This is a genomic window from Paraburkholderia sp. SECH2 (genome assembly GCF_030464795.1).
GTDB lineage: Bacteria > Pseudomonadota > Gammaproteobacteria > Burkholderiales > Burkholderiaceae > Paraburkholderia > Paraburkholderia aspalathi.
Genome location: NZ_JALPRH010000001.1, coordinates 756,210 through 773,615 on the forward strand (window position 1 = coordinate 756,210; position 17,406 = coordinate 773,615).

Here is a 17,406-nt window from a genome sequence, read left to right on the forward strand (position 1 = left end):
CTACAGCATCAGTACTTGTACTAATACGATGCGTTTTTATGCTGAATGAGGGTCGCCCGGTAAAAATTAACAGCGATTAAATGCATTGAGCACGTAAATCCAATGCATTCAGCACGACGAGTTCTGCCCAGTGCGGCTAAGCTTCAATTTCACGAAATGAAATATATCGGTCTATTTTGGTGTCAACGATTATTTTCATTCAAATTGCAGGCGGTTGTCCAATTCCAATGAACTCTGGCGTTCGCCGGCTCTGGATCTCCATCGAATATGTACTCCGTGATCTGGACCGTCACATGGACATTCGTGCGACTACCCCGTTTTCTGAGCGGCCGTGTCGATCACAACGACGCGTGATTCATGGATGTTTGAGCGCAATGTTCGCCAGCGTGCGCAGTTCGTCGAACTGCGTAACGAGTTCGAGGCAGAGAATAAAGGCCAGCGCCGCTGAAGGTCCCGAGTAGCGTTCTATCCATCGCAGCGCCGGAGTCGCGTAGCGCACGCGGATCACACGTCGCGTCATGACATAAGTAATTCCGATTCCCACAGCGGCGCCCACCAGCAAATCGGTTGGGTAGTGAAAGCCGAGATAGGCGCGCGGAACGCAAATGAACAGCACGGTATAGAGAATCGCCAGTACACCGATGCCACGCGACACGAGGAAGATGCCGGTGGCGACCGCCATCCATAGCATCGCGTGATCGCTAGGGAACGAACTCCAACTTGTCAGCAGTGCTTCCTTGATATTGCTACCGGCAAACTGCAGATGCAGTTCGGCGCTATAGACGGGGCGCACTCTGAACGGCAACCAGTGAGTCAGCAGTCTTCCGACGAAGAGCGCCACGAGGCCACTGAGAAGCGTCGCGAGAACCATTTCTCGTCGCCATTCGCGGCGCTCGTCCTTCTGAAACCACATCCACCACAGCACGGGAATGAGTACGAGGCCTTTGAAGGTGTAAAGGTCGGCGATGCTTTCTATGGATTGGGTCGCGAAATGGCCGAAGTGTACGTTGGACAGATATATTTCTATAGACGAATCGAAGCTATTCATCATTTTTTATGAAACTTGGCTAGTCGCATCGAGGCTAGCATAGCCCACTGAATGCGCTGCATTTATTGGTGCTTTCCTTCACTGGCTGCACTCCGAGACGCGCCGCACAGTTCGCAAGATGGCAACCATCGCCAGGTGATGCAGGCGAACGTCAAACAAAGCGCGATGGAGGGAATCGCGGAGTCCTTCGCTGCGGTCGGACTCTTGCGCCGCTACAGCGACTGAAGAAGCTGGCGTGGTTCATCAAGCGCTGGCTCCGGCTCACATGAGAATCGCCAGTGCAGCGCTGCGAAAGGTATTCGGCGTTTCGGGCTTAGCCTTTGATTGAACCACGCCGTTTTTTAATCAACGTTCAGTCATGGTGACGATGTTTGTGATGGCGCTTGTTCGGTCGGTAGCCGCGGGCGTAGTCGTCCGAGTACGAATTGGACCGCGACATGTTGCCGCCAAGCGCTGAACCCGCGCCGCCGCCCACAGCCGCGCCGACGAGGCCGCCCGTGCGGCCGCCCATCGCATTGCCTGCCGCTGTGCCGGCACCGCCGCCGAGCGCACCACCGATGATGGCGCCCGTGCGTTCCCTGCGGTTTGACGTGACTGCGCCGCCGGCGCCGCCGCCAATTGCACCGCCAATGACGGAACCGGTGCTGCCGCCTACTGCGCCACCCAGGGCAGCACCGGCTACGCCGCCGAGCGCGCCGCCAAGGGCATTGTTCATATCGCCGGCCACCGCGGGTAACGACGCTGCAGTGGTGAGCGCTGCAATGGCCACAATCTGGAAAATTCTCTTCGACATAAAAAGGTCTTTAGTTTTAGGGACGGCGCCGAGTATAACCGCCCTACGAAAGCATTTTGTAACCTACCAGTTGGGGCCTCGGTAAGAGGTGTAACAAAATGATCCGATGGCTTTTTAGTGGAACGCTTTCGGCGCCATTGGCGTCAGGCGGCCGCGAAGGTAGGGAGTAGTCGGCCGGAATCGAGTCGTGAAAGATGTAGACGCTCCTGATCTGGCAGGCACATCCGGAACGCTACATTTGTGTGTATGACCCTGGAAGACGCCCTGCTATCCTGTTTGAACTACACGCTGCCCTATCCGCGGGCAGCGAATTTCCTGATCGAGCGCCGTCATGAGATCGTCAGGCCTCAGGGTGCGCAGGTTCAGCTCGGCGGCTCAGGAACGCGCGTTCCGGATGGACTATGCGCGGCGCTTCTTCGGACAGCGCAGGCTCGCCATCACAATCTTCACCGCGTTGTGGGTCGTGTTTTCGATCCACGATTTCGGGCGGTTAGACGTACTCGATCCCTCCCATCTGCACCACAACGAGCTCATTCTCCTGAGAGTCGCCGGGGCAATCGGCATGACGGTGTCCGTGCTGTTGTGGAGCCGACGCGCACTCGATGAACGTTGGGCCGTCGGGCTGCTCAGTGCCTGGACGATCAGTTGCTGGTTCGCGGTCCTGAGAATGGTGCAGATCTATCCGGACAACCTGGCCTGGCGGGAAGCTTATCCGGTCCTGACGTTTGCCCTTTTCATGATATTCATGGCGCTCCGGCTTCGAGTGAGTACGGCGGCGTGGCTGATCGGGCTTTGCATCGTCAGTTACCTGGTCATGCTCTATCTCAGACCCAGTGGCCAGAGCGTCAACGCGCGCATGGAGTCAGTGATTGCGCACGCCACGATGGTGCCGATGATGTATATCGTCGGTGTGCTCGTCAGCATCCCGCTCGAACGTGCCGCGAGGCGTGAATTCATATACCGGCGCACCTTGCGTGCGGCCAAGGCGCGCGTCGAAGCGGCGTCGCGCGCGGTCAACGAGCAAAACAAACGCATGCAGGAGCTCGTCAAGGAGAAAGAACGGTTCTTTTCATCGGCGTATCACGACATCCAGCAGCCTCTCGCCGCCATCAACCTTTTCATCCGAAGCGCCCGGACGAGGATCAAGGACGGCTACGCCGTGGATCGCGAGCTCGATGTCATCGAGGAGACCGCGTCCGACATCCTCGACATGTTCAAGGATATTCAGGACTACAGCGAGCTGGGTTCATATGTTCCCCATGTCGTACCTGTCGATACCCGCGGCCTGTTGACCGAGGTCTTCGAGCAATACCGGGAGACGGCGCGATTGCGTGGCATCGATCTAAGAATTGCGGGGCGACGACGGTACCCGCCGTCCATCGAAACCGACCGATCGCTCTTCAAGCGGTCCGTGTCAAATCTCGTATCGAACGCGATCAAGAACACGTCATCGGGTGGCGTTGTGCTTGGCTGGGTGCAACTGAATGAACGGCTGCGCGTCGATGTATGGGATACCGGCATCGGTATTGCACCCGCCCATCGGGAGGCGATTTTCTCCGAGTACTATCAGATCAACAATCCGGGTCGCGACCGTTCGAAAGGGTTGGGGCTGGGGCTTTCGATTGTGCATCGTGCGATCCATATTCTGCCGGGACACAGCATGAGTTTCGCCTCCGTGGAAGGGCGCGGATCACGCTTTTCCCTTTACGCGACGGTTTCGGCATCAACCCCGATCGTCGGGGCACATGCTCAGGATAGCGACGTCTACACACCCGATCTCACCGGCACGTTCATGCTGCTGTGCGACGATGAGCCTACTGTCCTCGAGGGCCTGAGGCGTCTTTTCTCAAGCGCGGGCGCGCTCGTGTACGCCGCCGATTCGATGGCTGGATTCGAAGCCATCCTTGCCGATGACAGCCGTATTCCCGATCTCATCGTCGCCGATATCCGCCTGCGCGACGGAGCCACCGGCAAGGAGGTTGCCAGTCGGATCAGGCGTCATTTCGCATGGGCGGGCGTTATTCCCGTCGCATTTATCACCGGCGAACTGCTGTCCGATCACGTCCTTCGCGACTTCCCCAAACCGTTCGTGCTATTGCGCAAGTCCTCCGCCCCTAAAGACCTGCTGGCGGAGATCAGCCGGTACGTGAGCGCTCAGCGGAAGATGAAATTCGATCTCGCGAACGATCAGTGATTGAAAGCGTCCCGGGCGCGGTGGTTCTTCGAGTACGCTTGATTCGTCTAATGATGGGCGAAAACCGCCACTTTTCAGGCGACGCCATTTAGATCAGCCGCCACTGTGTACTATCTGACCTGAATACATCGGACGATCACTACTGGTCTAGCCATCTTCCGATGTGTAATTGCAGCTCGGCTCGAAGCAGTTCCAGGAGACGATGGGATGCGCGTACTGATCGTCGACGACCATGAACTGTTCAGAGCCGGATTGGCGCTTCTGCTGACGGAGCTCTTTCCGGACATCGAGTTGCTGCACGCGAGCACATTGTCGCAGGGGATGAATCATGCGCTTGGCGAGCTCCTGAACATCGTTTTTCTCGATCTCGACCTGCCCGATGGCAACGGTTGCAATGCGCTTGCCGAATTGAAGGAGTCGCGACCGTCGTTACCGGTGATCGTGATATCGGCCGATGAGCGAGTGGAAACCATCAGTCGATGCATCCAGCTCCGCGCCATGGGATACGTGCCCAAATCGTCGCCGCCTGAAGCGCTTCGTGCGGCGATAAGCGCGGTGCTTGCCGGGGGCGTGTTCCTGCCAGCCTCTAGCATCGCCAGTCTCAGTCGTGACATGGACACTGACAAAGCTCCGGCAAATGGACCTGAAGATAAACAGCCGCGCGTTAAATCGGACACGAGCAATGCGTCCGAGCTGGGGCTCACACCGAGAGAGTTCGAAACGTTGGCGTGGCTGGTGCGCGGACTTCCGTCCAAGGCCATTGCCGTGAGAATGGGGCTCGAGGACATTACGGTACGGAAATACATCAGTCATCTGCTTGCGCATTTCAATCTGCGGCGCCGTACGGAACTCATCGTCATGCTGGCGGATAGAGGGGTCAGGCTGGGTGTCCCGCCGGTTACGGATCCGGCGCTTGACCGAAGCCTGCCGGCTGATGGCGGGCACCCAACCGCCTGACTATCAGATTGACAAGTCTGGTCGCGAACGATCGTAGTGCATACATCTTTCGCCGACGTTTGCTGTCCACCACCTACGCATGTGCGTTGCGACGGCACTTCCCCTGACCAAGAATGAATATGACAGCAACGCTGTGGGTGCATTCGTCGAGTGCACCCGGAGCGGTTGGTCGTCGTGATGAGCTGATATGGAAAACTCAACGCAGATAAAGGACCCAACATGAAATCACCACTGATAGTCGTATCCGCTGCCGTGCTGTTTGTTGTGGCCGGTGCTGCGCATTCGCAAGGCACGCCGCAAACCTCTCAGCCCGTCCCGCAAGAAAACGCCGCGACACAAGCCAATGACCCGAGCGCGGGCATGGAAGCATACGGCGGCACGCCCGACACACGAGTACAAGGCGGTACAAAAAATGTCAGACCGTGCCGGATGGATCCTCAATGCAACGTTTTTTTCGGAGGGAGCTAACAGGCGCGCGAGGCGAGACGATTTCAAGAGCTAGCGGAATGGGCGTCGCTAACGCAACCCGTTGATGACGAAAGGTGAAGAAATGAAAGTGCAACCCTCGGCCGTAACCGTCGTGCTTTTCCTGCTCACCGCGGCCGGCGCTTCCGACGCTCAGGAAACGCAACCGTCAGATGCCGTTAGCCAATCATCCAGTCAGCAGTCGATAAATTCATCGCAGCGGGCAATGCCGATGGGCGGCGACAGCACGTGGGACTATGGGGCCCAACCGGGCGGACGAAATGGCTACGGCAAAACCCGAGACGGTCAAGCGTGCGTGGTGGGGCTGTCGTGCGATATCTATCAGGGTAGTTAGCCCGCCATCTCAAACGGCGTATCCCTCAACCTCTTCCCCGTTAACCTGAACACCGCATTCGCCACTGCCGGAGCCACCGAAGGACTCGACAACTCGCCAACGCCTCCGGGTTTCGACATGTCCCCCTGCACAATTAAAATATCGACCTCCGGCATATCACTCATCCGCATCACGCGATACGTATCGAAGTTCTTCTGCTCCACCTGCCCATGCCGAATATCGATCCGATCCGCCGTCGCATGACCTAACCCCCACATCAACCCGCCATACAGTTGTTCTTCAACCCCACCCGGCGACACAGCCAACCCGCAATCCGCCACACAGGTCAGCTTCTCAACCACCACCGCATCACCCTTCCTCACAACCCGCGCCACTACCGCAACGTAGCTGCTATACGCCTGATTCGTTCCAACACCCAATGCCGTCCCCACAGGCAACGCCTTCCCCCACCCCGCCCGCTCCGCCGCCTCGCGCAACACCGCCTTATGCCGCGGGTCCTTCATATACGCTAGCCGGAACTCAATCGGATCGCGCCGCGCGGCATGCGCGGCCTCATCCATGAACGACTCCACTGCGAACACGTTCGGGATATAACTCACCGCGCGATACCAACCGGTCGGCACACCGGTCTCGTGACGTACCCAACCAATATCGACGTGCGGCGCATCGTAAGCGAACTCGTATTTGCTGATCGCTTCGGTGGTGCTGTAGTCCATCCGATCCGGACGATCGAAATAACCCGGCTCCCATTGTTCCGGCGATGCGGGCATCACGGCACGCAATTGCAACGTGGTGAGATTGCCATGCGCATCGAATGCGGCTTTCGCACGGTGATAACTCGCCGAGTGATAAAAGAGCGCACGCATTTCATCTTCGCGACTGTTCATCAGCTTGACCGGTTTGCCGACTTTCAACGCAAGCCATGTCACTTCGAACAACCAGTACTTCGATTCACGCGAACCGAAGCTGCCACCCGATACAAGCTCATGCAATACAACGCGCTCAGCAGGAATCCCGCCGATCACCTCGGCGGCTTCCTGCACTGTGGAAGGCACTTGCAAACCACCCCAGTATTCAATACGCCCGTCTTTCGCCCACGCAGTGACATTGATCGGCTCAAGCGCGTTTTGCGCCTTATAGGGCATCGAATACGACGCCTCGATCACGCGTGCACCATGTGGCCATGCAGTCTTCGCGTCACCGGTTTGAATCGTCGGCACAACATGCGCGACAGGATCGTCAAGCCAGGCAGCCTGACGTGCGGCGAGCGTACTGCTGTCGAAGGTTTCCAGCGGACTGTCTTCCCACTCGACCTTCAGCGCCGCCTGGCCTTGATGCGCCGACCAGTAATCATCGGCCAACACAGCAACGCCCGCCTGATTGCCGCCAAGAAGGTCGGGGCGGCCAGGAATCTGCAACACCTGCCGCACACCCGGCACGGCTAACGCCGCTTTAGCATCGACGCTCCGCACACGCGCATCGATCACCGGCGCACGCGTGACAACCGCTACCAGCATCCCTGGCAACGACACATCGATGCTGTACGGGAACGCCCCTCTCGCTTTGAGATCGGCACCGCGCTTCTTCTGCAGCTTGCCGATGTATTTGAACTGCGACAGGTCTTTCAACGCGACCTCTTTCGGTACGGGCAATTGCGCAGCCACGCTCGCCAACGATCCATAGTTCGCGCGCTTGCCACTTGCCTTATCGATAACAAAGCCGTTTTCCGTCGAACACGCGGACGGCGCCACGTTCCATTGTTTCGCTGCGGCTTCGATCAACATGGCACGTGCGGTTGCACCTGCGCGCCGCAAGCGATCGTACTCAAGCGAAACGCTGGTACTGCCACCTGTCGAGAACACTTTCCACAGCGGATGAATGTAGTCTCCGTAAAACGGATTCTCCGGCGTGATCACTTCCACGCGAAACGGATCGACGTCGAGTTCCTCGGCGACAACCGCCGCCAGCGCCGTACGCGTCCCGGTGCCTGAGTCGTGCTTATGGACCACCAGTTTGATCGTGTCGTCAGGCAGCACGCGCACCCATGCGTTCGGCTCGAACTCGCCTGCCTGTGGTTTAGGGTCCCCGCTTACGTTGGCGTCTTTGGCGAAAGCCTCGGGCAATTGAAAACCGATCGCGAGGCCCGAAGCCAACAATGCCGAACTCTGTTTGATAAAACGCCGACGCGCCGCGCCGTGTGCGCCGTTCAGCGCTTGCTTGTCGTTGCGCATTCAAGCCTCCTCTTTCGCGGAGGTGCACACGGAAGCGCAGATGGACTCGCCCCATGTGACCGACGCGAGTGCTGGATCACCGGAAGCGGCGCGTTTAATCGCCTTGCGAATGCGTGAATAAGTCCCGCAGCGGCAGACGTTGCCGGACATGGCCGTGGCGATGGTTTCATCGTTGACCGTCGGCTTGTTCTTCAGAAACGAGGCCGCCTGCATCAACTGACCCGACTGACAGTAGCCGCACTGCGGCACGTCTTCCGCCACCCACGCGAGTTGCAGCGGATGCCTGCCGTCTTTCGACAGACCTTCGATCGTCGTGATGCGTTTGCCTGCCACCGCAGCAATCGGCAACAAACAGGAGCGCACGGCCTCGCCTTCCAGATGCACCGTACACGCGCCGCAAAAGCCGCCGCCGCAGCCGAATTTCGTCCCGGTCAATTTGAGCCGGTCGCGCAACACCCACAACAGGGGCATGTCTTCCGGTACATTGTCGAGCGAGTGCCGCGTGTCGTTGACCACGATCTCGATCATGCGCTGTCTCCTGAATGGTGTTGTGCAGCGCGGCGCATGATTCAAAGGGTCCGCGTGCTTGCGGCCATTATTGAAAGCCGTTAAGCACAACGCCAGCGACGATTTCTTCCATCACCGGTAAGTCCGGCTAACACCCATGTTGAAACGCTACCCTTCCATTCAGTCGATGCAGGCCTTTCTGCAAGCGGCACGCGTCGGCAGCTTTTCGAGCGCGGCGCGCCAGCTATCGCTCACGCATAGCGCGATCAGCCAGCAGATCCGTACGCTCGAAGAGTTCGTCGGGCAGCCGTTGTTCGTGCGCGAAAGCGGCCGCGTGGTGCTGACGGATGCGGGCGTGCTGTTTGCGAATCAACTGGCGGATGGCTTCGAACAGATCGATCGCGCGTTGTCGTCGGTGAAAGAGCGCGCGGTCAAGCAGTCGATCACGCTCGACGTCGATCCCGAACTCGCACAGAGCTGGCTGGTCACGCGCTTGCCCGCTTTACTCGATGCATTGACCGGCACGTCGTTGACGGTACTGTCCACGCCGCGGCATGAACGTAGCGCGTTCGAGCGCATCGATATTGCGTTGCGGTATGGGTATGGAGAATGGGAAGGTTTCGAAAACGCGCTGATTTGCGGCGACCGATTGACTGCCATGGGTTCGCCCGCGCTTCTTGAAGCGCGCGGGCTGAGCCTGCCGCTCACGCCCGAACAGGTGCTCGAATTGCCCTTGCTCGGCTACACGAAACGCTCGTGGATTCCATGGCTTTCCGCGGCAGGCATGCCCGAGGTCGAACCGGATGCAGTCGCCGTGTTCGACAATGCCGCCGGACTGATTGCAGCGGCCAGCGCAGGCGTGGGCGCGGGTTTAGCGCGCGGCCTGCTCGCAGCGGATGCAAAACGCGAGGGACGTCTGGTCGAACTCACTCAGGTAGAAATTCCGACGCATTACAACCTGTATGCCGTATGGCCGCGCGAGAAAGCGGCCCGTGTTGCGCCCTTGACCGAGGTTATTCGCGAGTTGGTCGCGCAAACGGTCAGCCCATGCTAGCAGCCACTTCGCGCACCGTATCGAGAAACAACGACAACACCGGCGACGGATCCTCAGCACGATAGCGCGCATGCAGCGACACCTCGGGACGCGGCGCAGCCAGCGGCACGAACGCGACACCACCAGTCGTCAACTGGCGCGCCGAAGAAGGCAGCAACGCCACGCCCAGCCCTTCGCGCACGAGACACAGCAGCGTATGCACCTCGACCACCTCCTGATCGATCTGCGGTGTAAACCCTGCCTCGACACAACAGTCCTGCAGAAAGCGCGCAAGCTGCGACTGCTGCAAACCGAACGACACAAAGCGCTCCGCCTCCAACTCGCGCAACGCGATCTCATCGCGCGCGGCAAGCGTGTGCCCTAACGGCAGCGCCACCACCGCCGATTCGCGCATCACCACTTCACTACGAATCTCCGGGTCCTCATGCGATACCCGGAAGAAGCACACATCCAAGCGCCGCTCCTTGAGCGCGAGAATCTGCGCGGCGGGTGTCATCTCGTGCAGCGTCCACTGCACTTGCGGATGCTTCTCCGCAAATACCCGCAGCGCGCGCGGAATCGGATCGACCATCGCCGAGCTAATGATGCCGATCTCGAGACTTCCCACTTCGCCACGCCCCGCGCAACGCGTCAGGTCGATCGCGCGTTCGAACTGCGCGAAGATCAGCGGCACCTGCTCTTTAAGTGTTTTCCCTGCATCAGTGAGTTCGACACGGTGTTGCGAACGCGTGAACAACGCGGTGCCCATCTCCTCTTCAAGGATGCGAATCTGCTGACTCAAAGGCGGCTGCGAAATGTGCAGCCGTGCGGCTGCCCGGCCGAAATGCAGTTCGTCGGCAAGTACCGCGAAGTAACGCAACAGCCGGATGTCCATATCGAGAACGTATCAAGATCGTGGTTAAAAAATATTGTACAGAGCGTTTTTATCTTGTGAGACTGCATCGCAAGCAGCAGTGCACATCAGTGTGACACTCGATGCCGGCGAGGGGAAGGCGCACAAAAATGGCGCCTTGCAAAGGGCCGCATGGGCAAGCCTGTCTGGGCTCCGTTCCATCGATGCGCCTGCCCGCGATCCGGCAACTGGATACACCAGTTCCTCTCAAGGAGATCGAGTACATGATCATCGACACCAGCTGTTACCCGACCAATCTGGTCGACCTCGCCTGGCGCCACGACGGCGAGCCATTTACCGGTGAGCGTCTGATCGCAACGATGGACGGCCCGTACCTCATCAACGGCAAGCCGCGCCGCATCGACAAGGCCTTCATTCAACCGCCGCAAGGCAACACCATTTATACGTGGACCGACGGCAATCGTTCGGGCCGCGAATCGATCGACGATTACATGGCGTACACCGTCGAAATGACGCAGAAGTACCCGGATCGTCTGATCGGTTGCTTCGTGTACAACCCGCGTTGCGGTCCTGAGAACGGTGCCGAAGCGATCGAGTTCTATGCGAAGGAACACGGCTTCAAGATGGTGCAGTTGCAGGCCAATATGCATGCGTACCGTCCCGATCGCGCGCTCGACTGGCTCCGTCCTGCATTGCGTAAATGCGCGGATCTCGGCCTGCTCGTGAAGCTGCACACCGGCGATGGGCCTTACAGCATTCCGAGCGAGTGGTATCCGCTGATCCGCGAATTCCCGTCGGTAAATTTCATCATGGCGCACTTTGGCGTGCAGACGGGGGGCGTGTATTGCTTCGAGCCGTATCAAATGGCGCTCGATACGCCGAACGTCTACTGCGAATCGAGCTGGTGCCTGCAATCGCGGATCGTCGAATTCGCGAAGGTGCTGCCGACGCACAAGATTCTCTACGGCTCGGACACGCCGCCGAATGAACCCGGCATGTGGCTGCGCTTGCTCGAAGTGTTGTGCCACGAGCCGCCGCAAGGCCTGAATCTCGACGAAGACACGCTCGAGGATTACCTCGGCAACAACCTCGCCCGCATGATCGGCATCGAGCCGAGCGCGCCGCCGAGAAGCATCGAGGAAGCGCAAGCCTATCTGAAACAGCATGCCGGCGCGTCGCAGAAGCACGCCGCTCAGGCATCGCAAGCAGCCTACGCTGGAGCCCGCTGATGATCATCGATACCCATCTGCACCCGACCAACCTCGTCGACGAAGCGTGGCGCCATACCGGCGAGCCGTTCACCGGCGAACGCCTGCTGAAGATGATGGACGGTCCGTACATCATCAACGGCAAGCCGCGCCGTATCGACATGGGCTTCATCCAGCCGCCGCCTGGCAACACAGGCTATCGCGACGGCAATCGCCGCGGCCGTGAAGGCATTCGCGACTACATGGCGTATATCGCCGAGCTGACGCAGAAGTACCCGGATCGCTTTATCGGCAACTTCACGTACAACCCGCGTTGGGGTCCGGAGAACGGCGCCGCCGAACTCGAATTCCACGTGAAAGAGTACGGTTTCAAGATGCTCAAGCTGCACGCGAACATGCACGGCTATCGCCCGGATCGCGCGCTCGACTGGTTGCGTCCGGCGATGAAGAAGTGCGCGGAGCTCGGCGTGGTGGTGCTGATTCACACCGGCGACGGACCGTACACGATCCCGACGCAGTTCTATCCGATCATCCGCGAATTCCCGATGGTGAATTTCATCATCGGTCACTTCGGGATTCAAACAGGCGGCAACTACTCGTTCGAATCGTTCTGGATGGCGATGGATACGCCAAACGTGTATTGCGAATCGGGTTGGTGCTATCAATCGCGCATCGTCGAATTCGCTCGTGAGCTGCCGCGCAACAAGATCGTGTTCGGTACTGATTCGCCACCAAACGAACCGGGCATGTGGCTGCGCGAACTCGAAATGCTATGCGGTCCCGCGCCGCAGGGCATGGATCTGGATGAAGACGGTCTCGAAGACTATATGGGCAACAACATCGCCCGTCTGGTCGGCATCGAACCGACCAAGCCGCCGAAGGATCTGGCCGAAGCAGAGAAGCGTTTGAAGGCGACCTACGTGAATGACGTAACGCAGCCGGCTTAACGCGTTTAGCGCTTGATGATGGACAGGCGCGGCCAACGGTTGGTGCCGCGCCTGCCTCGCCCGACAGTCCGCTTTCGTTATCGCTTTCGACGGAGTTCCCTATGGCGGATAACCTCTTCCGCGCCACGCAGGATTTTCATCGCTTTGCTCTGGCGTACCGCGAGCAGTTTCCCGACGATGTATTGACCATCAAGCAGCCGGTGTCTGCGGATCAGGACGTCACTGCTATCGTGGCTGAACTGGCCGCACGCGGACGGCATGACATGTTGATCTGCGAAAAGGTCGACGGCATTGCGACACCGCTGGTTACCAATTTCTTTGCTTCACGTACACGCATTGGGCGTTTGTTCGACGTCGATGCCTCGGGTTTGTTCGACGCTTACCAACAGCGTGCGAATACCCCTATCGCGCCGGTCTTCGTTCCCACCGGTCCGGTTCTCGATCAGGTTATCGAAGGCGATGCTGTCGATCTCGCGCAACTGCCGATGATCCGCCACTTCGATACCGATCGCGGTCCGTACATCACCAACGCGGTGATCGTTGCCGAAGATCCGGTGACGGGCGTCGCGAATCTCAGCTATCACCGTTCGATGCGGCATGCGCGCAATGCGCTCGCCACCAGCCTGCATTCACGCGGTCACCTCTGGCGCATGCTGCAAACCGCGCAAGCGCGCGGCGACACGTTGAAAGTCGCGATGGTGATCGGTGCGCATCCGTTGTTCATGCTGGCCGCTGCGGCACGCGTGCCTTTCGGTACTGATGAACGCGCAATTGCAGGGGGACTGTTCGGCGCGCCGCTGGAATTGGTACGCACGCCGCGATACGGAATCGGCGTTCCCGCTTCCGCTGAGTTTGTCCTTGAAGGCACGATCGATCCGGACGCCCACGCTGAAGAAGGCCCGTTCGGCGAATTCACCGGCTATTCATCGGATCGCTCGACCAACAATGTGCTGCGCGTCGACACCATGATGCGGCGTAACGATGCATGGCTTGTCGATGTCGTCGGCGGCCCGTATGCCGAGCATCTGACGCTGGCTCGCTTGCCACGCGAAGCGGAAATGAGCGAGAAGCTGAAGGCGCGCTTTCCTTCCGTCACCGCGCTGCATTATCCGAACTCCGGCACGCACTTTCATTGCTACGTCGCGTTGAATCAGACACGCGACGGCGAAGCGCGCCAGATCATGCTCGCGCTGCTCGGCTGGGACCCGTATCTGAAGAACGTGGTGGCGGTGGATAGCGATATCGACATCACCAACGATTCGCAAGTGTTGTGGGCCATCGCCACGCATTTCCAACCGCATCAGGACGTCTTCATCGTCGATGGCTTGCCGGGTAGTCCGCTCGATCCGTCATCGTCCGCGGCGGGCACCACGTCGCGCATGGGTATCGATGCGACACGCGGGTCTCACTTCGACGGCATCCGCGCCAAGATCAGCGAGCGCGCTACGCAACAAGCGGTTGAGGTTCTGAACCGCGCCGCCGCCGGAGCCCAGCAATGACCCCGCGGCGACTCGTAGTCGGCATCAGCGGCGCGTCCGGCTTCACGTACGGCGTGCGCCTACTGCAATTACTGCGTGAGCTCGGTATCGAAACGCATCTGACCGTCTCGCGCAGCGCGCTGCTGACGATGACGCATGAAACCGACTACAAGTTCGCCGAAGTCAGCGCCCTCGCCAGCTTCACTTACCGTTGCGACGACATGGCCGCGGCCATTTCCAGCGGCTCGTTCCGCTCGCTAGGCATGATCGTCGCCCCCTGTTCGATGAAGACGCTTGCCGAAATTGCCAGCGGCATGTCGTCGAGCCTGATCTCGCGCGCCGCCGACGTCACGTTGAAAGAGCGCCGCCCCCTGGTGTTGTTGGCGCGTGAAACCCCCTACACGCTGGCGCATCTGCGCAACATGATCGCCGTCACCGAAATGGGCGCCATCGTCGCACCACCGGTACCGGCGTTCTACTCGCGCCCTGCTTCACTCGATCAGATGATCGACCACACCCTAGGCCGCGTGCTCGATCTGTTCGGTCTCGAAGCTGGCACAGTCAAACGCTGGCGAGATGGCAAGGCAGAAACCGCATTACAAGAAGCGACACAAGTACCCCATGTCGCCTGACCAGCCGAACCGCACCAACCGCAGCACGAACGAAGAAACGGAGACGAGCCATGAATCACATTCACACCACTCACAATGAAATCGAGAAAATTCCCGTCACCGTGCTGACCGGCTTTCTCGGCGCCGGCAAAACGACGCTGCTCAACTATATCCTGCGCGAGAAGCACGGCCGCAAGATCGCGGTGATCGAAAACGAGTTCGGCGAAATCGGTATCGACGGTGGTCTCGTGCTCGAATCGACCGAAGAGATCTACGAGATGACGAACGGTTGCGTGTGCTGCGTCGGCGCGGTGCGTGAAGACCTCGTGCGGATCGTACGGATGTTGGTGGAAAGGCCTGACCGGCTCGATCACATCATCGTCGAAACGAGTGGGCTCGCTGATCCGTATCCGGTCGCACAGACTTTCTTCCTTGATGACCCGATCGCGAAGCAGGTGACGCTGGATGCGGTCGTCACGATGGTGGATGCGAAGCATATCGCCGCACACCTGGACGACCTGGTGCTCGACGGCAGTGACAACCAGGCGGTCGATCAGATCGTCTGCGCGGACCGTATCGTGATCAACAAGGTCGATCTGGTGACTGCTGAAGATATCGCTTCACTGACGCAGCGTATTCGCGGGTTGAACGCCACAGCAGAGATCGTCGAATCGAGCTACGCCCAGATTGATCTCGACAAGATTCTCGGCGTCGGTGCGAACGAGTTTTCGCAGATTCTCGTCGAGACGGATGGCTTGCATGAAGAAGCGCACGAACACGAGGATCACCACGACGCGCACGAAGCCCATCACGATCATGAGCATGCCCATCATGACGACGACCACGCCGACCACCAGCACGACGAAAGCGTGTCCTCGGTGGGCATCGAAGTCGATGCAGACATCGATCTCGACGCGCTGCAAGTCTGGCTCAACGAACTGCGCCAGTCCGACGCCACCAACCTGTTCCGTATGAAAGGCATTCTCGCTTTGCAGGGCCAATCGCACCGCTATGTGCTGCAAGGCGTGCACAACGTGATCGAACTTCGCGCGGCGCAGGTGTGGGGCAGTGAACCACGCTCGTGCCGCATTGTATTCATCGGACGCGATCTCGATCGCGCCGCGCTGACCGACCGCTTCCATGCCTGTCTTGCCGTGCCAATTGCGGCCTGACGGGAGACTTGGCCGGCGCGCGAAGTGATGCTGCACGGCAAAGCCGTGTGGTGCGTTCCGGCCAGAAACCGAAAATCGCTGTGCTGAGACTGGAGTAAACGCCAAGGCACCCACTCCGGCCGGCAGCTTTGCGTGACAAAGGAGACACGTCATGAACACCGCCATACATCCCGTCGATCGGATTCTGCCGAAGCGCCAGATGATCACGCTCGGTTTGCAGCACATGCTCGTGGCTTATATCGGCGCGATCGCAGTCCCGTTGATCGTCGCGTCGGCACTGAAGATGTCGCCGGCCGACACGACCGTGCTCATCAGCACCGCTCTGTTTTGCTCAGGCATCTCGACGATCCTGCAGACCGTCGGCGTCTGGAAGTTCGGCGTGCGGCTGCCGATTCTGCAAGGCGTCGCGTTCAGCAGCGTCGGGCCGGTCATTGCGATTGGTTTGAGTCCGGGCGTCGGTTTCGCAGGCGTGTGTGGCGCGGTGATTGGCGCGGGTCTCTTCACGATGTTTGCCGCGCCCTTGGTCGGACGCTTACGAAGATTCTTCCCACCTGTGGTGACCGGCTGCATCGTCACGGTAATTGGTTTGCAGCTGTTTCCCGTTGCGTACCAATGGGCCGGTGGTGGTGAGGCCGCGCAGCAGCAGTTCGGTGCACTGCCCTTCCTGAGCGTCACGCTGTTCGTCGCGCTGGTGATTCTCGCGATCAACCGCTTTGCTGGCCCGTTCCTGCGCAATCTCTCGGTGCTGATCGGATTGATCGCAGGCGGCATTCTGGCGTGCTCGCTCGGCATGGGCAATTTCACCAGCGTGAGCGCCGCGCCGTGGTTCACGCTGCCGATGCCGTTCCACTTCGGCACGCCCGTGTTCTCGCTGGTGCCGGTGCTGACGATGATCGTCGTGATGGTGGTGCAGATGGTCGAATCGATGGGGCTGTTCGTCGCCATCGGTGACATCGTCGGCAAAGACGTGAGCGAGGAAGACGTGGTGCGCGGCATGCGTGCGAATGGTCTCGCCAGCGCGATCGCCGGCATGTTCGCGGCGTTCCCCTTCATCGCCTTCATGGAAAACGTCGGCCTCGTGATCCTGACCGGCGTGCGCAGCCGCTGGGTGGTTGCGATCAGCGGCGTGCTGATGTGCGTCGTGGCGCTGGTGCCGAAGATCGGCGCGGTAGTCGCATCAACACCTGCCGCGGCGCTGGGTGGTGCAGGCATCGCAATGTTCGGCGTGGTGGTCGCAGCCGGCGTGCAGACCCTGGCGAAGGTCGACTTCGAGCGCAATCGCTACAACGTGCTGATCGTCGGCTTTACGATCGCCACTGCGCTGATTCCGGTGATGGCGCCACAAGTCTTCAAACACATGCCCGACTGGACGCAGCCCTTCCTGCATAGCGGTGTGGTGCTCGCGTGCCTGGTGTCGGTCGTGCTGAACGCGGTGTTGAACGGCGCGCACGAAGAAGAAAAAATCGTCGAGGCGCACAGCAACCTGGTGCGCGAATCCTAGTACGCGAATTAGCGACCGAGGCAGCAGGACGG

16 protein-coding genes are annotated in these 17,406 nt (G+C 59.5%); 11 read left to right on the plus strand and 5 right to left on the minus strand.

The genetic code is table 11. The features are described 5' to 3' along the window. Positions 1 to 355: 355 nt before the first annotated feature. A complete protein-coding gene (locus M0D66_RS03445) occupies positions 356 to 1,048 on the minus strand; it encodes a phosphatase PAP2 family protein (RefSeq protein ID WP_266209145.1) in 693 nt (230 codons plus the stop codon). Positions 1,049 to 1,400: 352 nt separating this feature from the next. Next, a complete protein-coding gene (locus M0D66_RS03450) occupies positions 1,401 to 1,841 on the minus strand; it encodes a hypothetical protein (protein WP_093634175.1) in 441 nt (146 codons plus the stop codon). 331 nt (positions 1,842 to 2,172) lie between these two features. Between M0D66_RS03450 and M0D66_RS03455 the strand changes: the two genes are divergently transcribed. The 4 genes from M0D66_RS03455 to M0D66_RS03470 all read left to right on the plus strand — a co-directional run bounded on the left by M0D66_RS03455 (position 2,173) and on the right by M0D66_RS03470 (position 5,812). Beyond that, entirely contained in the window at positions 2,173 to 4,035 is a 1,863-nt protein-coding gene (locus M0D66_RS03455) for a hybrid sensor histidine kinase/response regulator (RefSeq protein WP_266209006.1), read from the plus strand. A gap of 207 nt (positions 4,036 to 4,242) precedes the next feature. After that, positions 4,243 to 4,992 carry a response regulator transcription factor gene (locus tag M0D66_RS03460; RefSeq protein WP_211707632.1) on the plus strand — a complete coding sequence of 250 codons (750 nt, stop codon included), beginning with the start codon at positions 4,243 to 4,245 and terminating at the stop codon, positions 4,990 to 4,992. A gap of 219 nt (positions 4,993 to 5,211) precedes the next feature. Further along, positions 5,212 to 5,460, plus strand: a complete 249-nt coding sequence (locus M0D66_RS03465) for a hypothetical protein (RefSeq protein ID WP_200618648.1) — start codon at positions 5,212 to 5,214, stop codon at positions 5,458 to 5,460. 82 nt (positions 5,461 to 5,542) lie between these two features. Beyond that, positions 5,543 to 5,812 (plus strand): hypothetical protein, encoded by a 270-nt coding sequence (locus M0D66_RS03470; RefSeq protein WP_266209007.1) that lies wholly within the window; start codon positions 5,543 to 5,545, stop codon positions 5,810 to 5,812. Here the strand turns inward: M0D66_RS03470 and M0D66_RS03475 are convergent. Then, positions 5,809 to 8,043: a xanthine dehydrogenase family protein molybdopterin-binding subunit gene (locus tag M0D66_RS03475; protein ID WP_266209008.1), complete on the minus strand. Its 2,235-nt coding sequence runs from the start codon at positions 8,041 to 8,043 to the stop codon at positions 5,809 to 5,811. The genes M0D66_RS03470 and M0D66_RS03475 overlap by 4 nt on opposite strands. Then, positions 8,044 to 8,571 (minus strand): (2Fe-2S)-binding protein, encoded by a 528-nt coding sequence (locus M0D66_RS03480; protein WP_266209009.1) that lies wholly within the window; start codon positions 8,569 to 8,571, stop codon positions 8,044 to 8,046. A 136-nt stretch (positions 8,572 to 8,707) separates the two neighbouring features. Between M0D66_RS03480 and M0D66_RS03485 the strand changes: the two genes are divergently transcribed. Next, the gene (locus M0D66_RS03485) at positions 8,708 to 9,604 is read left to right on the plus strand and encodes a LysR substrate-binding domain-containing protein (RefSeq protein WP_266209011.1); all 897 of its coding nucleotides are present in this window, start codon (positions 8,708 to 8,710) and stop codon (positions 9,602 to 9,604) included. Here the strand turns inward: M0D66_RS03485 and M0D66_RS03490 are convergent. Beyond that, positions 9,591 to 10,478 carry a LysR substrate-binding domain-containing protein gene (locus M0D66_RS03490; RefSeq protein WP_211699969.1) on the minus strand — a complete coding sequence of 296 codons (888 nt, stop codon included), beginning with the start codon at positions 10,476 to 10,478 and terminating at the stop codon, positions 9,591 to 9,593. The two genes, M0D66_RS03485 and M0D66_RS03490, sit on opposite strands and share 14 nt — an antisense overlap. A gap of 242 nt (positions 10,479 to 10,720) precedes the next feature. Here M0D66_RS03490 and M0D66_RS03495 point away from each other — a divergent pair, with 242 nt between their 5' ends. The 6 genes from M0D66_RS03495 to M0D66_RS03520 all read left to right on the plus strand — a co-directional run bounded on the left by M0D66_RS03495 (position 10,721) and on the right by M0D66_RS03520 (position 17,374). Next, entirely contained in the window at positions 10,721 to 11,686 is a 966-nt protein-coding gene (locus M0D66_RS03495) for an amidohydrolase family protein (RefSeq protein WP_266209012.1), read from the plus strand. Further along, complete coding sequence (locus tag M0D66_RS03500; protein ID WP_074289307.1) at positions 11,686 to 12,612, plus strand: amidohydrolase family protein; 927 nt, start codon at positions 11,686 to 11,688, stop codon at positions 12,610 to 12,612. The genes M0D66_RS03495 and M0D66_RS03500 overlap by 1 nt, the downstream gene beginning before the upstream one ends. A 101-nt stretch (positions 12,613 to 12,713) precedes the next feature. Continuing rightward, entirely contained in the window at positions 12,714 to 14,111 is a 1,398-nt protein-coding gene (locus M0D66_RS03505) for a UbiD family decarboxylase (RefSeq protein ID WP_266209019.1), read from the plus strand. After that, positions 14,108 to 14,722, plus strand: a complete 615-nt coding sequence (locus M0D66_RS03510; protein WP_093634185.1) for a UbiX family flavin prenyltransferase — start codon at positions 14,108 to 14,110, stop codon at positions 14,720 to 14,722. The genes M0D66_RS03505 and M0D66_RS03510 overlap by 4 nt, the downstream gene beginning before the upstream one ends. A 50-nt stretch (positions 14,723 to 14,772) precedes the next feature. Further along, positions 14,773 to 15,873, plus strand: a complete 1,101-nt coding sequence (locus M0D66_RS03515) for a GTP-binding protein (protein WP_093634186.1) — start codon at positions 14,773 to 14,775, stop codon at positions 15,871 to 15,873. A gap of 151 nt (positions 15,874 to 16,024) precedes the next feature. Then, positions 16,025 to 17,374, plus strand: a complete 1,350-nt coding sequence (locus tag M0D66_RS03520; RefSeq protein WP_266209020.1) for a nucleobase:cation symporter-2 family protein — start codon at positions 16,025 to 16,027, stop codon at positions 17,372 to 17,374. The last annotated feature ends 32 nt before the right edge of the window (positions 17,375 to 17,406 follow it).

Excerpts from the sequence above, each read along its gene's own strand:
- M0D66_RS03445 (WP_266209145.1), bottom strand. The coding sequence starts at position 1,048 with ATGAATAGCTTCGATTCGTCTATAGAAATATATCTGTCCAACGTACAC.
- M0D66_RS03450 (WP_093634175.1), bottom strand. The coding sequence starts at position 1,841 with ATGTCGAAGAGAATTTTCCAGATTGTGGCCATTGCAGCGCTCACCACT.
- M0D66_RS03455 (WP_266209006.1), top strand. The coding sequence starts at position 2,173 with ATGAGATCGTCAGGCCTCAGGGTGCGCAGGTTCAGCTCGGCGGCTCAG.
- M0D66_RS03460 (WP_211707632.1), top strand. The coding sequence starts at position 4,243 with ATGCGCGTACTGATCGTCGACGACCATGAACTGTTCAGAGCCGGATTG.
- M0D66_RS03465 (WP_200618648.1), top strand. The coding sequence starts at position 5,212 with ATGAAATCACCACTGATAGTCGTATCCGCTGCCGTGCTGTTTGTTGTG.
- M0D66_RS03470 (WP_266209007.1), top strand. The coding sequence starts at position 5,543 with ATGAAAGTGCAACCCTCGGCCGTAACCGTCGTGCTTTTCCTGCTCACC.
- M0D66_RS03475 (WP_266209008.1), bottom strand. The coding sequence starts at position 8,043 with ATGCGCAACGACAAGCAAGCGCTGAACGGCGCACACGGCGCGGCGCGT.
- M0D66_RS03480 (WP_266209009.1), bottom strand. The coding sequence starts at position 8,571 with ATGATCGAGATCGTGGTCAACGACACGCGGCACTCGCTCGACAATGTA.
- M0D66_RS03485 (WP_266209011.1), top strand. The coding sequence starts at position 8,708 with ATGTTGAAACGCTACCCTTCCATTCAGTCGATGCAGGCCTTTCTGCAA.
- M0D66_RS03490 (WP_211699969.1), bottom strand. The coding sequence starts at position 10,478 with ATGGACATCCGGCTGTTGCGTTACTTCGCGGTACTTGCCGACGAACTG.
- M0D66_RS03495 (WP_266209012.1), top strand. The coding sequence starts at position 10,721 with ATGATCATCGACACCAGCTGTTACCCGACCAATCTGGTCGACCTCGCC.
- M0D66_RS03500 (WP_074289307.1), top strand. The coding sequence starts at position 11,686 with ATGATCATCGATACCCATCTGCACCCGACCAACCTCGTCGACGAAGCG.
- M0D66_RS03505 (WP_266209019.1), top strand. The coding sequence starts at position 12,714 with ATGGCGGATAACCTCTTCCGCGCCACGCAGGATTTTCATCGCTTTGCT.
- M0D66_RS03510 (WP_093634185.1), top strand. The coding sequence starts at position 14,108 with ATGACCCCGCGGCGACTCGTAGTCGGCATCAGCGGCGCGTCCGGCTTC.
- M0D66_RS03515 (WP_093634186.1), top strand. The coding sequence starts at position 14,773 with ATGAATCACATTCACACCACTCACAATGAAATCGAGAAAATTCCCGTC.
- M0D66_RS03520 (WP_266209020.1), top strand. The coding sequence starts at position 16,025 with ATGAACACCGCCATACATCCCGTCGATCGGATTCTGCCGAAGCGCCAG.